13 protein-coding genes are annotated in these 13,506 nt (G+C 75.5%); 5 read left to right on the top strand and 8 right to left on the bottom strand.

Features of this window, described 5'->3' with window-relative positions; translation table 11 throughout:
* Positions 1 to 104 precede the first annotated feature (104 nt).
* Together ABZY91_RS13775 and ABZY91_RS13770 are read left to right on the top strand one after the other, a co-directional pair.
* Positions 105 to 1,580 carry an aminopeptidase P family protein gene (locus ABZY91_RS13775; RefSeq protein ID WP_329949766.1) on the top strand — a complete coding sequence of 492 codons (1,476 nt, stop codon included), beginning with the start codon at positions 105 to 107 and terminating at the stop codon, positions 1,578 to 1,580.
* 143 nt (positions 1,581 to 1,723) lie between these two features.
* Positions 1,724 to 2,134: a MerR family transcriptional regulator gene (locus ABZY91_RS13770; RefSeq protein ID WP_329949765.1), complete on the top strand. Its 411-nt coding sequence runs from the start codon at positions 1,724 to 1,726 to the stop codon at positions 2,132 to 2,134.
* Here the strand turns inward: ABZY91_RS13770 and ABZY91_RS13765 are convergent.
* The 3 genes from ABZY91_RS13765 to ABZY91_RS13755 form a co-directional block, all read right to left on the bottom strand.
* On the bottom strand, positions 2,094 to 3,140 hold the full coding sequence (locus tag ABZY91_RS13765) for a nitronate monooxygenase (RefSeq protein WP_355402207.1): 1,047 nt from the start codon (positions 3,138 to 3,140) through the stop codon (positions 2,094 to 2,096). The genes ABZY91_RS13770 and ABZY91_RS13765 overlap by 41 nt on opposite strands.
* 65 nt (positions 3,141 to 3,205) lie before the next feature.
* Entirely contained in the window at positions 3,206 to 3,856 is a 651-nt protein-coding gene (locus ABZY91_RS13760) for a response regulator transcription factor (protein ID WP_355402205.1), read from the bottom strand.
* Positions 3,853 to 5,070: a sensor histidine kinase gene (locus ABZY91_RS13755; protein ID WP_329874999.1), complete on the bottom strand. Its 1,218-nt coding sequence runs from the start codon at positions 5,068 to 5,070 to the stop codon at positions 3,853 to 3,855. The genes ABZY91_RS13760 and ABZY91_RS13755 overlap by 4 nt, the downstream gene beginning before the upstream one ends.
* Before the next feature lie 165 nt (positions 5,071 to 5,235).
* On the opposite strand from ABZY91_RS13755, the gene ABZY91_RS13750 reads away from it, so the two are divergent.
* Both ABZY91_RS13750 and ABZY91_RS13745 read left to right on the top strand, forming a co-directional pair.
* Entirely contained in the window at positions 5,236 to 6,312 is a 1,077-nt protein-coding gene (locus ABZY91_RS13750) for an ABC transporter permease (protein WP_355402203.1), read from the top strand.
* Positions 6,309 to 6,989, top strand: coding sequence for an ABC transporter ATP-binding protein (locus ABZY91_RS13745; protein WP_329949761.1), 681 nt, complete (start codon positions 6,309 to 6,311; stop codon positions 6,987 to 6,989). The genes ABZY91_RS13750 and ABZY91_RS13745 overlap by 4 nt, the downstream gene beginning before the upstream one ends.
* Positions 6,990 to 7,334: 345 nt before the next feature.
* Here the strand turns inward: ABZY91_RS13745 and ABZY91_RS13740 are convergent, their stop codons facing one another.
* Positions 7,335 to 8,048 carry a GntR family transcriptional regulator gene (locus tag ABZY91_RS13740; RefSeq protein WP_329874995.1) on the bottom strand — a complete coding sequence of 238 codons (714 nt, stop codon included), beginning with the start codon at positions 8,046 to 8,048 and terminating at the stop codon, positions 7,335 to 7,337.
* Positions 8,049 to 8,213: 165 nt separating this feature from the next.
* Positions 8,214 to 9,158, bottom strand: a complete 945-nt coding sequence (locus tag ABZY91_RS13735; RefSeq protein WP_355402200.1) for an NAD(P)-binding domain-containing protein — start codon at positions 9,156 to 9,158, stop codon at positions 8,214 to 8,216.
* A 107-nt stretch (positions 9,159 to 9,265) separates the two neighbouring features.
* Here ABZY91_RS13735 and ABZY91_RS13730 point away from each other — a divergent pair, with 107 nt between their 5' ends.
* Complete coding sequence (locus ABZY91_RS13730) at positions 9,266 to 9,844, top strand: TetR/AcrR family transcriptional regulator (protein WP_355402198.1); 579 nt, start codon at positions 9,266 to 9,268, stop codon at positions 9,842 to 9,844.
* 265 nt (positions 9,845 to 10,109) lie between these two features.
* Here the strand turns inward: ABZY91_RS13730 and ABZY91_RS13725 are convergent, their stop codons facing one another.
* From ABZY91_RS13725 to ABZY91_RS13715, 3 genes are all read right to left on the bottom strand, one after another.
* The gene (locus tag ABZY91_RS13725; RefSeq protein WP_329875044.1) at positions 10,110 to 10,982 is read right to left on the bottom strand and encodes an ornithine cyclodeaminase family protein; all 873 of its coding nucleotides are present in this window, start codon (positions 10,980 to 10,982) and stop codon (positions 10,110 to 10,112) included.
* Between the two features lie 113 nt (positions 10,983 to 11,095).
* Positions 11,096 to 12,133: a proline racemase family protein gene (locus ABZY91_RS13720; protein ID WP_329949758.1), complete on the bottom strand. Its 1,038-nt coding sequence runs from the start codon at positions 12,131 to 12,133 to the stop codon at positions 11,096 to 11,098.
* Positions 12,133 to 13,497 (bottom strand): aldehyde dehydrogenase family protein, encoded by a 1,365-nt coding sequence (locus ABZY91_RS13715; protein ID WP_329874989.1) that lies wholly within the window; start codon positions 13,495 to 13,497, stop codon positions 12,133 to 12,135. The genes ABZY91_RS13720 and ABZY91_RS13715 overlap by 1 nt, the downstream gene beginning before the upstream one ends.
* Between the last annotated feature and the right edge of the window lie 9 nt (positions 13,498 to 13,506).

Below are 13,506 nucleotides of genomic sequence, written 5' to 3'. Positions count from 1 at the left end.
GCTGTGTCCGTGCCGCCCCCGCGCCCCGATCGCCCGAAGCCCGACCCGCAAGGGCCTTGATCAGGGAAATCCCGTTCCAGGAAGCCCGCTTAGGAGTACCCCCGGTGACCCTCCGTCAGACCGGCCTCAACACCGGCAGCCACGACCTCCCCGTCTCCCCCGCCCTCGACGCCTTCATGGGCACCTCCTGGGCCCCCACCCCGCTCCCCGCCGCGAACCGGGTCCCCGCCCACGCCGCGCTGCCGGGCCGCCACGCCCGGCTCTCCGCCGCCTTCCCCGGCGAGCGGCTGATCGTTCCGGCCGGCCGGCTCAAGGTCCGCAGCAACGACGTCGACTACCGGTTCCGCCCGCACAGCGCCTACGCCTGGCTCACCGGCCTCGCCGGCGAGGACCAGGTCGGCCACGTCCTCGTCCTCGAACCGACCGGTCCCGACGGCCACGAGCCCGTCCTCTACCTGCGCCCCCGCTCCCCCCGCGGCGGCGACCCGGTCCGCGGCGCCGAGTTCTACCGCGACCGCCGCTACGGCGAGTTCTGGGTCGGCCGCCGCCCCGACCTCGACGAGGCCGCCCGGCTCACCGGCATCCGCGCCGAACACCTCGACGACCTCGACAAGCTCCTCGCCGGCCCCCAGCCCGCCACCCGCGTGCTCGCCGGCATCGACAGCGAACTCGACACCGCCGCCGGCCGCCCCGGCGCCGCCGCCCGGGCCGAGAACGACGCCACCCTGGCCGCCGTCCTCTCCGAGCTGCGCCTGGTCAAGGACGCCTGGGAGGTCGAGCAGCTCCAGCTCTCCGTCGACCACACCGTGCTCGGCTTCCAGGACGTCGTCCGCGCACTGCCCGACGCACTGCGCCACCACCGCGGCGAGCGCTGGATCGAGGGCGTCTTCAACCTGCGCGCCCGCGCCGAGGGCAACGGCATCGGCTACGACACCATCGCCGCCACCGGGGCGCACGCCTGCGTCCTGCACTGGATCCGCAACGACGGCGCCATCGACCCGAACGCGCTGCTGCTCCTCGACGCCGGCGTGGAGACCGACACCCTCTACACCGCCGACATCACCCGCACCCTCCCGCTCAACGGCACCTTCAGCCCGGTCCAGCGCCAGGCCTACGAGCTCGTCCTCGCCGCCCAGAGCGCCGGCATCGCCGCGCTGCGCCCCGGCGCCCGGTTCCGCGACTTCCACCACGCCGCCATGCGGGTCATCGCCGAAGGCCTCGCCGACTGGGGCGTGCTGCGCGTCTCCGCCGAGGAGGCCCTCGCCGAGGACAGCGGCCTCTACCGCCGCTACACCCTCTGCGGCACCGGCCACATGCTCGGCCTCGACGTCCACGACTGCGCGAAGGCCCGGGCCGAGACCTACCTCGACGGCGTCCTGGAGGAGGGCCACGTCCTCACCGTCGAGCCCGGCCTCTACCTCCAGCCCGACGACGAGACCCTCCCCCTGGAGCTGCGCGGTCTCGGCATCCGGATCGAGGACGACCTCGTCATCACCGCCGACGGCGCCCGCCTGATGTCCGGCGCCCTGCCCCGCTCCGTCGCCGGCATCGAGTCCTGGATGGCCGACCTCCTCGCCTGATCCCGGGCGGGCCGACCGGCCCGCCCCGCGGCAGGGGGCCTCAGGCGACCTTGATCGTCCGATCCCCCTGCCGCACCGTGACCTCGACCTCCGCTGCCGCACGCCCCGGTGGCGCGCTCATGTCCGGTGGGATGATCGGCCGCATGAGTGGAGCCGGTACGGAGATGCTGTCGCCCGCGGAGGCGGTGGCGCGGTCGGGGTTCAGCCTCGACACGCTGCGGTACTACGAGAAGATCGGGCTGCTGGACGCGGTACAGCGCGACCGCACCGGGCGGCGGCTGTTCAGCGAGCACGACCTCGCCTGGCTCGGCATGCTGCGGTGCCTGAGGGACACCGGCATGCCCATCGCCGGCATGCTCCGCTTCACCGAACTCGCACGCAGCGGGGACCTCACGGTCGCCGAGCGGCTCGCCGTGCTGGAGGAACACGACGCCCGGGTCGAGGAGCAGATCGCCCATCTGCGACGGCAGCAGGGCCGCATCCGGGCCAAGATCGGCCACTACCGCGCGGTGCTCACCGACCCGCGGCCCGAGCCCGCTCCCACAGCTCCTTGACGAGCTCCGCCGCCAGCCCGCCGCGCGCCGCCCGGTGGCCCGTCCCGGCCCACAGGTGCATCGCCGCGGTGTCCCCCCGGCGGGTCGCCGCCGCGCGCAGCGGCTGCGTCAGGTGGTGCACCTCCGGGTAGGCGGCCGGCGCGTACGGCTCGTACCGGTCGATGAACGCGTTGCGCAGGCCGCGTGCCGGGCGCCCGGTGAACGACCGGGTCACCACCGTTTCCTCGAACTCCGCCAGCGCCGACCGGTGCGCCGCCGACGCCCCGGACTCGTCCGCGCACAGCAGCGCCGTCCCGAGCTGGACGGCCACCGCGCCGGCCCGCAGCGCGCCCGCGACGGCCGGGCCGTCGGCCAGCCCGCCGGCGGCGATCAGCGGAAGTCCGGTCACCGCCCGGACGCCGGCCAGCAGTTCGAGCAACGGTTGGTCCCCCGGGCGGTCCGCCACCCGGTGGGTCGCCCGGTGCCCGCCGGCCTCCGGACCCTGGACGCAGAGCGCGTCCATCCCGACCGCCTCGGCCCGCCGGGCCTCCTCGGGGGTGGTCACCGTGCCGACCTGGAAGCTCCCCGCGGCCCGCAGCGCCCGCGCCTCCTCGGCGGAGGGCAGCCCGAAGGTGTAGGAGACCACCGGGACGGGGGCGGGCCCGGCGAGCAGCGCGGCGATCTTGGCGTCCCAGTCGTCCCGGTCGGGCGCGATCGTCTCCGGCAGCGTCACGCCGTGCCGTTCGGCCTCCGGCCGGAGCCGGTCCCGGTAGGCCGCGACGGCCGCCGGGTCACCCGGCTCCGCGGGCACGAAGAGGTTGACGCCGAACGGCCGGTCCGTCGTCTCCCGTACCCGGTGGATCTGTTCGAGCATCGCGGCGGCGCTCCGGTACCCGGCGGCCAGGAAGCCGAGCCCGCCGGCGCCGTTCACCGCGGCGACCAGCTCCGGTGTGGACGCCCCGCCCGCCATCGGCGCGGCGATCACGGGCACGGCGAGTCGGTCGAGTGCGTCGAGTCGGACGGCCATCCGGAGGTCCTCCACCGAGGTGTCGCAGAGCGGTTCGAACAGCCACCACCCTACGCCCCGGCGGTCTACGACCCCCGGCGGATCAGTCCCCCGGCCCGCGCCGCCCGTACCGCGGCCGTGCGCGACTCGACCCCCAACTTGGTGTAGACGTGCACCAGGTGCGACTTCACCGTGGCCTGGCTGAGGTGCAGCTCCCGGCTGATCTGCTGGTTGGTCAGCCCGTCCGCGACCAGCCCCAGCACCTCCGTCTCGCGGACGCTCAGCGCCGCCGCCGGCGTCCGCATCCGTTCCAGCAGCCGGTCCGCCACCGTGGCCGCCAGCGCCGACCGCCCGGCCGCCGCGGACCGGACCGCCCGGGCCAGCTCCTCCGGCGGCGCGTCCTTCAGCAGGTAGCCGGTGGCCCCGGCCTCCAGCGCCGGCAGGGTGTCCGCATCGGTGTCGTACGTGGTGACGACCAGGACCCGCGGCGCCCCCGCGCCCCGGGCGGTGATCGCCGCGGTGGCCTGGGCCCCGTTCATCGCCGAGCCGGCCCCGAACTGCAGGTCCATCAGCACCACGTCGACACCCGGGTCCGCCGCCAGTTCGACGGCCCGCTCGGCGGTGGCCGCCTCCGCGACGATCACGAAGCCCGGTTCGCTCTCCAGGACGGCCCGCAGGCCGGCCCGGACCACCGGGTGGTCGTCGGCGATCAGCAGGCCGATCGTGCCGTCGGTCATGCGGACTCCTCCGGGGTGGCAGCGGGCACCGGCAACAGTACGGCGAGCGCCGTGCCCTCGCCCGGCGCCGACTCCACCGCGAAGGTCCCGCCGAGCGACCGGGCCCGGGCCCGCATGGACGGCAGCCCGAACCCTCGGTCGCCGTCGCCCGGACCGGCCTCGGCCAGGGCCTCCGGGTCGAACCCCGCCCCGTCGTCCACCACGTCCAGCGCGACCTCTCCCGGCGTGAAGCCGAGCGTCATCTCCGCATGGGTCGCCCCGGCGTGCCGCACCGTGTTGCCGAGCGCCGACTGCGCGATCCGCAGCAGCGCCACCTCGTGCGGCACGGGCAGCCGGACCCGTTCCCCGGAGACGTGCAGCCGCACGGGCAGTCCGCTGCGCACCGACGTCGTGGCGCAGAGCCGCTCCAGCGCGTCGGGCAGCGAGCCGCTCTCCAGGTCGGGCGGGGTGAGCGCGCGGACGAAGCGGCGCGCCTCGGCGAGGTTGTCCTGGGCGGCCTGCCGGGCCTGCTCCACGTACTCGGCGACGGCCCCGGTCCGCTCCGGCAGCGCCCGCTGCGCGGCCCGGAGCAGCAACTGGATGCTGGTGAGGCTCTGCGCGAGGGTGTCGTGGATCTCCCGGGCGAGCCGCTCGCGTTCGGCGAGGACGCCGGCCGCGTGGTGGGCGGCGGCGAGGTCCGCGCGGGCGGCGGTGAGCTCGTCGATGAGCCGGCGGCGTTCCTCGCTCTCCCGGTAGAGCGCCTGGTAGCCGAGGACGGTGGCGACGGCGACGGCGGCCCCCAGCAACGGCCCGATCGCGGCGGCGACGCTGACTGTGTGCTCGTGCGCCGAGTACGCGGTGATGGCGGCGACGGCGGTGAGCAGCACCGCGGCCGGTCCGGCCCGGCGTCCGAGCAGGTGCAGTTCCAGGAAGTACAGCGGGAAGGCCACCCAGACCCCGTCCGGGGTGGCCACGAGGACACCCGCCCAGGTGACGCCGAGCAGGGCCAGCCAGAGCACGGAGGCCCGGCGGGAGCGGCGGACGGCGCCGATCAGCGGCCCGGCCGCGTAGACGGCGGCCATCGCGGTGGCGGCGGAGGTGACGGCCGCGAGGTCACCGCCCCGGCCGACCGCGGCCCGCGCGACGGCCAGCGCCAGCAGGCCCGCCACCGACAGGTGCAGGCAGACCTGGAGCATGCGGGCGACGGGGGTGGTTCGTGGTCGTTCGGTCGCCATCCGTCCAGCCTAGGGTCCTCGGCCGCATCCGGCATCAATCAAAGGATTGAGCTCCGCCTCGCCCCTTCGATGCGGAGGTTCCCAACCCCGGTGCGATGCCCGGAGGCGCCCTCCCCGGCCAGTCTCGTCAGTGTCGGAAAAACGCGTCGGGAAGAAGGGCCGAAGGTGTTCGTCGCCTGGAGGGATCTGAGGTTCGCCAAGGGGCGGTTCGCCCTGATGGGAACCGTCATCGTACTGATCACCGTGCTGGTCGGCCTGTTGTCCGGGCTGACCGCCGGGCTGGGCCGGCAGAACGTCTCGGCGGTCACCGGGCTGCCCGCCGACCACCTGGCCTTCGCCAGACCGGCCGACGGGCAGAAGCTCTCCTTCACCGACTCCCGGCTGACTCCCGAGCAGTGGCAGGAGTGGGCGCGGGTCCCGGGCGTCACCTCCGCGCAGCCGCTCGGCATCACGACCACCAGGGCGGCGGCCGGTCCGCGCAGCGCCGCGCTCTCCGTCTTCGGGGTGCCGGACGGCTCGGCGCTGGCCCCGCAGGGTGCGCTGCTCGGCCCCGGCCGGGCGGTGCTGTCGCAGACCGCCGCACAGGACCTCGGCGGTCTGCGCCCCGGCGACGCGTTCACGCTGGCCGGTCGGCCGCTCCAGGTCGCGGCGGTGGCGGGCGACGCCTCGTTCAGCCACACCCCGGTCGTCTGGGCGAGCCTCGCCGACTGGCAGCAGACCGCGCCGGGCGGCGCGGGTCACGCCACCGTGGTCGCGCTCACCACCGCCTCCGGTGCCGATCTGGCCGCCGCCGACGCCCGCCTCGGCACCGAGACCCGCAGCCGGGCGGACTCGCTCGCCGCGATCGGCTCCTACACCTCGGAGAACGGCTCGCTCCAGCTGATGCGCGGCTTCCTGTTCGCCATCTCGGCCCTGGTGATCGGCGCGTTCTTCACGGTGTGGACGATCCAGCGCAGCGGCGACATCGCCGTCCTGAAGGCGCTCGGCGCCTCCACCCGCTACCTGCTGCGGGACGCCCTCGGCCAGGCGGTGGTGCTGCTCGTCCTGGGCACCGCCGCCGGCACCGCGATCGCGGCCGGCGCCGGCGCGCTGATCGGCTCGGCCGTGCCGTTCGTCCTGGACGCGCCGACCGTGCTCGTCCCGGCCGCCGTGATGATCACGCTCGGCGCGGTCGGCGCGGCCCTGTCCGTCCGCCGGATCACCTCCGTCGACCCGCTGACCGCTCTGGGGAGCGTCCGATGAGCCTGCACCTCGACCGCATCACCCTCACCTACCCCGACGGCGACGGCCGGCTGACCGCCCTGGACGAGGTCTCGCTGACCGTCCCGAAGGGCACGGTCACGGCGGTGGTGGGTCCGTCCGGCTCCGGCAAGTCCAGCCTGCTGGCGGTCGCCGCGACGCTGATCGCCCCGGACTCCGGCCGGGTGGTGGTGGACGGCACCGAGACCGCCGGCCTGGGCCGCGCCGCGCTCACCGCGCTGCGCCGGGACCGGATCGGGATCGTCTTCCAGCAGCCCAACCTGCTGCCCTCGCTCACCGCGGCCGAACAGCTCCAGGTGATGGCCCACCTGGACGGCCGCTCCCCGCGTGCCGCGCTCCCCCGGGCGCTGGACCTGCTGGACGCGGTCGGCCTGCGCGGGCAGGCGGCCCGCCGCCCGCACCAGCTGTCCGGCGGTCAGCGCCAGCGCGTCAACATCGCCCGCGCGCTGATGAACGATCCGACCGTGCTGCTGGTGGACGAACCGACCAGCGCCCTGGACCACGAACGCGGGGCCGCCGTCCTCGACCTGCTGACCGCGCTCACCCACCGGCGTGCCACGGCCACCGTCCTGGTCACCCACGACCGGACCCACCTGACGGCGGTCGACCAGGTCGCCGAGGTCCACGACGGACGCCTCACCGTCCCCGCGGCGGTCTGACCCCCTGACGGGTCCTCCTTCTTCGCCGCCAGCACGTCGTCCACCGACAGCGTCACCGGGGCCCCGATCGACTCGGGCAGGGTGAACGACTGCCCGGGGTGGTGGACGGCGTGCACGCGGCAGTCGCCGCCCTGACGGGCACCCCGGCGGGCGCGTACGCGGAGGGCTTCTTCTCCAGGTCGTCACTCAGGCTCGACGACGTGACCTCCAGGACGAGGCGGAACACCGCCGGGTCGTACGTGCCGGCGATGTCGGGAACGTCATCGAAGGACCCGGGCCCGTTCCCCGGCCCGATCGCCGGAACGCCGGAACGCACCCGTCCGGGTGACTCCGCCCTACCGCGCCCTACCGCGCGCGCAGGCGCAGCGCCGGGCGGGCCTCCTCCGCGGCCTCCTCCTGGCCCTCCGCCCACAGCGAGCGGACGTGGCTGAGGTGGCGGGACATGCAGGCTTCGGCGGCGTCGGCGTCTCCGGAGATCATCAGGTCGAGCAGCGCCAGGTGCTCCTCCGCCGAGGAGACCAGCTCGCCGCGCTCGGCGAGCCGGTTGAGGCCGTAGAGGCGGGAGCGCTTGCGCAGGTCGCCGACGACCTCCACCAGGCGGGCGTTGCCGGCCAGCCCGAGCAGGTCGAGGTGGAACTGGCGGTCGGCCTCCAGGTAGCCGATCAGGTCGTGCTTGCCGGCCGCGACGACGATGGCCTCGGCCTGCGGGCGCAGCGCCTCCAACTGTTCGGCGGTGGCGGAGCGGGTGACCCGGCCGACCGTCGGGACCTCGATCAGAGCGCGGATCTCGGTGAAGTCGTCGAGGTCGCGCTCGGTCAGCTCGGTGACCCGGAAGCCCTTGTTGCGGACGGCCTCGACCAGGCCCTCGCGGGCGAGGTCCAGCATGGCCTCGCGGACGGGGGTGGCGGAGACACCGAAGTCGGCGGCGAGCGCGGGCGCGGAGTAGACCACGCCGGGGCGCAGTTCACCGGAGATCAGGGCGGCGCGGAGCGCGTGGGCGACCTGGTCGCGCAGCCGCTCCTGGACGGAGATCAGGGTGCGGGGTTTGAGGTCGGCCATGGTGTTCCTCCGGGTGGGTGCAGAACACCAGCGTACAATGTCACGTTACGTTGAGTGTGCAACAGTCCGCGATTCGGAGATCCCGTCAGCGGTCGGATCTTGCGCCGGACCCCATCGTGGCAGGGCCGCCGACCGGTGGCAACGGTCGGCGGCCCCGGACCCGCGTCACTCCCCGGCCACCCCTCCCCCCGCCTCCGTCGCGCCCTCCCCCCTGAACAGCCCGATCAGGCTGGTCGCACTGGACCCTCCGTGCCCGGCCTCGACGCCGCGCCGGAAGGTGTCCGCCAGCAGCCGGGGCAGCGTGCCGTCCACCCCCGACGCCTCCACGGTGTGCAGGACGTGATCGAGGCTGGCGGCGGCCATGACGAGCCGGTCGACGTCACCCCCGTGGTGCCCGGCGGTGATCCGGGGCGCGTAGAAGGACAGGAATCCGGGCATCGAGGCGGCCGTCGAGGCGGCGTAGGGGAGGAACTCCTCGGCCGAGATGCCGTTGGCCTCCGCGACGGCGGTGGCGTGCAGGTAGCCGGCCAGCGAGGTCCAGAAGAGGTCCATCTGGATCTGGTAGTACAGCTGGGCCAGCCCGGGGTCGTCGCCCCGGTAGTCGGCGCCGGTGAGCACCTCCAGGGCGGGCCGGTGCTCCCGGAAGGGCTCGACCGGCCCGCTGTAGAACGTGTCCGACTCCGGCCGGCCGATGCCGGACGGCGGCACCCGGACGCCACCGGTCAGGTGGGCGGCGCCGCGTTCGGCGAGCCAGCGGGCGGCCTCCCGGGCGCGCTCGGGGGTGTCCGAGCTGAGGTTGACGACGACCTTGCCGCGCAGCTCCGACTCGGCGGCGGTCAACACGGCGAACACCGCGTCGTAGTCGGTGAGGCTCAGGACGACCAGGTCGTTGGCGGCCACCGCCTCGGCCGCCCCCGGCGCGAGGACGGCGCCCCGGGCGACCAGCTCCCCGGCCCGGCCCGCGGTCCGGTTCCACACGGTGACGGCGTATCCGGCGTCCAGGTAGGCGGCGGCCATCGCGCGGCCCATCGGGCCGAGACCGATCAGGGTGACGGACCTCGCCGCCCCCTCGGCGTCCTGGGCGTATCGGGCGGGCTGGGCGGCAGACATGGGAATCCCCTCCGAAGGGTTCGCTAGAACGAACGCTCTATCCAGGAGGAAGCTAGCACGCCTCTAGAACGAACGCTCTATCTATTCGACCGGCTAGACTCGCCGTCGTGAAGACGACCACCACCGGCACCCGCGAGCGGATCGTCCGGGCCACCTCCCGGCTGCTCCAGCGCCAGGGGTACGAGGGCACCGGCATCAAACAGATCTCCCGCGAGGCGGAGGCCACCCTCGGCTCCGTCTACCACTTCTTCCCCGGCGGCAAGCAGGAGCTGGCCGCCGAGGCGATCCGCCACGGCGACCAGGAGTTCGCCGAGCTGCTCCGCACCGGACTGGACAGCGCCGCCGACCCTGCCGAGGCGGTCATCGCGTGCACGCGCCTGCTCGCCGACGCGCTGCGCGACTCCGGGTGGCAGGACGGCTGCCCCATCACCACCACCGCCCTGGAGACGGTCGGCCGGGCCCCGGTCATCGAGGAGGCCGTCGTCGAGGCGTTCGCGCACTGGCGCGCGATCGTCGAGGAGAAGCTGCACACCTCCGGGATCGGCCTCACCGACGCCCGTGAACTCGCCGCCACCGTCATCAACACCCTGGAGGGTGCGGAGCTGGCCGCCCAGGTGGCCCGCAGCGAGGACCCGCTCCACCTCACCGGCCGCCACCTGGCCCGTCTGATCGCCACCTACCGGTAGGACGCCCCCGGCCCCCGACACCCGGGCACCCCACCGCCGAGGCACCGCACCGCCGACCGGCCCGGACACGCGAAAGCGGCCGACGCGACCGGGGATCCCTCCCGGTACGTCGGCCGCAGCTCCGGCCCACCCCTCCAACGACCAACCAGTGTCCGAGGAAACGGACTTGACGCCCGGCACGCCGAGCGCGCCGGCCGCACCGGGCGCACTCGACGTGCCGGACCTCCGGGCCCCGGGCCGCCGGCCCGGGCACCCCGGCGGAAGATCAGCGCAGACCGCGCCGATGCACCTCCGCCGCCACGGCAAGGTCCTGCCAGGCCATCCCCACGCTCTTGAAGAAGCGGGGGCGGTCCGCCGGCACCGGCGCCTCGCCGCGCACCAGCTCGGCCAGGTTCCACAGCTCGTCGGCGGCCGTGACGCCCGCCATCAGCAGGTCGCCGGCCTCCCGGAGCGCGGCGGACCGCGCCTCCACGTACAGCGCGGACCGGCCGACCAGGAGCTCGTCCACCTCGCGGGCGTCCACCTCGTGCGAGCCGACCGCCGCCACCGCCGCGCGGTCCGGCACCAGCGAGCCGTCGAACAGCGGCGTGCGCGCCGTGGTGCAGCAGACCACCACGTCGGCGTCGGCCACGTCGGCCGGCGTGCCGAGGGCCGCGGCCAGGCCGCGTGCCCGGGCGTACCGGGCCAGCGCCTCGGCCGGCCGCTCGCTGCGGGCGACCACCGTCACCCGGGTCAGCGGCAGGACGCCGAGCAGCGCGTCCAGGTGCCCGTACGCCTGCGGGCCGGCCCCGAAGAGGACCAGGTGCGCGGCGTCCGGCGCGGCCAGCCGGCGCAGCGCGGCCGCGGTGACGGCCGGCGTGCGCAGCGCGGTGAGCGCGGCGCCGTCGAGCAGGGCGACGGGCTGCAGGGTGGGACCGTCGAGCAGCAGGTAGCTGCCGGTGATCCGGGGCAGCCCGGCCGCCGGGTTGGCGGGCGCGACTCCCGCGATCTTGACCCCGGTGTACGCGGCGGAGGCGGCCGGCATCAGCAGCAGTTCGCCGGCCGGCACCGGCATCGCCGAGCGGGCGGGCCCGGCCTCCGGGTCCAGCCCGTCGAGGAGCACCTGCTCGATCGCGGCGACGGCCTCGGCCGGGGTCAGCCCGACGGCGCCCTGCCCGACCTCACCGACCTGACCGACCTCACCGACCGGCGCGGCGGGCGGCGGCGGGGCGTCCGCGCCGACCGGCCCGAGGCCGCCCCGGAGCTCGCCCGTCACAGCAGGAACCCCACGCCGAGCTCGTCCCGGGGGTCGAGCAGGAACCGGTGCTCCCCCGTGCGGTAGGCGTGGCCCGTCACCTCGGTGACCACCCCGTCGCCCCACGGGTCGCCGCCGGCCAGGACCCGGCCGCCGAAGACCGTTCCGACGATCGACTCGTGCCGCAGCTCCTGCCCGGGCAGGAGCCTGCCTTCGGCGGCGAGCACGGCGAGCCGGGCCGAGGTGCCGGAGCCGCACGGCGAGCGGTCGATCTGCCCGTCCGCGAAGACGGTGACGTTCCGCTGGTTCAACCCGCCGTCGGCGGAGGGGAGTTCGTCGTACAGGATGACGCCGTAGACGCCCGACAGCCGGCGGTCCACCGGGTGCTGGACCGCGGGTTCGTCGGCCAGCGCGGCCTGGATCTCCCGCCCGGCCGCGGTGAGCTCGGGCAGCCGGTCGAGGCTGACCGAGAGCCCCAGGGCGGCGGCCGGCACCGAGGCGTAGCAGGCCCCGGCGTGCGCGACGGCCACCTCGACGGTCCCGCGCGAGGTCGCGACCGGGACCTTGAGGTCGCCGACCCAGGCCGGGACGTTGCGGAAGGTCACCCCGGTGGTGCGCCCGCCGCTCCGGTGGACCAGCGCGGTGACGCGGCCGGACGGGACGTCGATCCGCACCCGGGCGACGCCGAACTCCGGCGCCGGGACGAGCCCGGAGTCCACCGCCCAGGCGCCGAGCGCGATGGTGCCGTGACCGCAGGCGGTCGAGTAGCCGTCCTTGTGCCAGAAGAGCACGCCGAGGTCGGCCTCGTCGTCGTCCGGCGGCACCAGGAACCCGCCGTACATCCCGGCGTGCCCGCGCGGTTCGCGGGTGAGCAGCCGGCGCACCTCGTCCAGCGGGCCGGGCCGGGGCGAGGTGGCGGTGCCGCCCGCGCCGATCGCGATCGCCCGCCGCTCGGCGACGGTGTCCCCGGGGACGACCGGGGCGCCACCGACCACGATCCGGAACGGCTCGCCGGCCGTGTGGTAGTCGACCGTGTCGACGTGATCGACCCGCATCAGGCACCGCCCGCCGGCAGCAGGGTGACCGTGCGGCCCTGGGTGTAGAAGTCGAGCGCGGCCTCGCCCTGCTCCCGCGCACCGTGGCTGGCGCCCTTGGCGCCGCCGAACGGCAGGTGGAAGTCGACGCCGCTGGACGGCGCGTTGACCCGGATCATGCCCGCGTCCAGCCGGTCGGCGACGGCGAGCGCGACGTCCAGGCTGCGGGTGTGCACCGAGGCGGCCAGCGTGTACGGGGTGTCGTTGGCGAGCGCGACCGCCTCGTCCAGGTCGGCCGCGGCGTGCAGCACGGCGATCGGGCCGAAGAACTCCTCGCGCCGCAGCGGGTGCCCGTCCGGCACCCCGGCGACCAGGGTCGGGTCCAGGTACCAGCCGGCCCGGTCCGGGACGCCGCCGCCGGCCAGCACCTCGGCGCCGGCCTCCCGGGCGGAGGCGAGGGCCTCGGTGATCTGGTCGCGCGAGGCGGCGTTGATGACCGGCCCGCAGGCCGTCTCGTCGACCTGCGCCAGCGCCTTGACCAGCGCGGCGCGCAGCGGCTCGTAGGCTTCGCCGACGGCGATCACCCGGCTGGTGGCGGTGCACTTCTGCCCGGCGTACCCGGCGATCGCCGCGGCCAGGTGGGCGGCGGCCTGCTCGAAGTCGGCGTCCGGCAGGACCAGCGCGGCGTTCAGCCCGCCGAGCTCGGCCTGGACCGGGGTGCCCCGCTCGGTGGCGGTCCGGACGACCTGCTTGCCGACCCCGGTGGAGCCGGTGAACGAGACCACGTCCGCGGCGCCGACCAGCGTCCCGCCCTCGGCCCCGCCGCCGGGCAGCACGGTGAAGACGTCGTCCGGCAGCCCGGCCTCGGCGACCAGCTCGGCGAGGCGCTTCGCGCAGCCGATCGCCTCCGAGGACGGCTTGAGCACCACGGTGTTGCCGACGGCCAGCGCCGGTGCGGCCTTCCAGGTGGGGATCGCCAGCGGGAAGTTCCACGGCGTGATCAGCCCGGCCACGCCGTACGGGCGGCGGCGGGTGAGCAGCAGCCCGGGCCCGGCGGCGGTCTCGTGCACGGAGCCGGACGCCGCGTACGGCGCCTGCGCGTAGTACCGCCAGATCGCGGCGGTGCGGGCCACCTCGCCACGTGCCTCGGCCGCCGGCTTGCCGACCTCGCGCACGATCAGCGCGGCCAGCTCCTCGGCGTGCGCCTCGACCACCTCGGCGATCCGGGTGAGCGCGGCCGAGCGACCGCCGGCGCCGGCCGCGACCCAACCGGGCTGCGCGGCACGGGCGCGGGCGACGGTGGCCTCGACGGCCTCGGCACCGGGGGCGGGCGCCTCGGCGACGAGGTCCGCGGGGTCGGCGGGGTTGTACGAACGGATCGTCACGGCAACAAG

The organism is Kitasatospora sp. NPDC002965, assembly GCF_040611255.1.
GTDB lineage: Bacteria > Actinomycetota > Actinomycetes > Streptomycetales > Streptomycetaceae > Kitasatospora.
The sequence above is the reverse complement of the archived record's forward strand: the minus strand, read 5'-3'. Positions and strand labels throughout refer to the sequence as shown.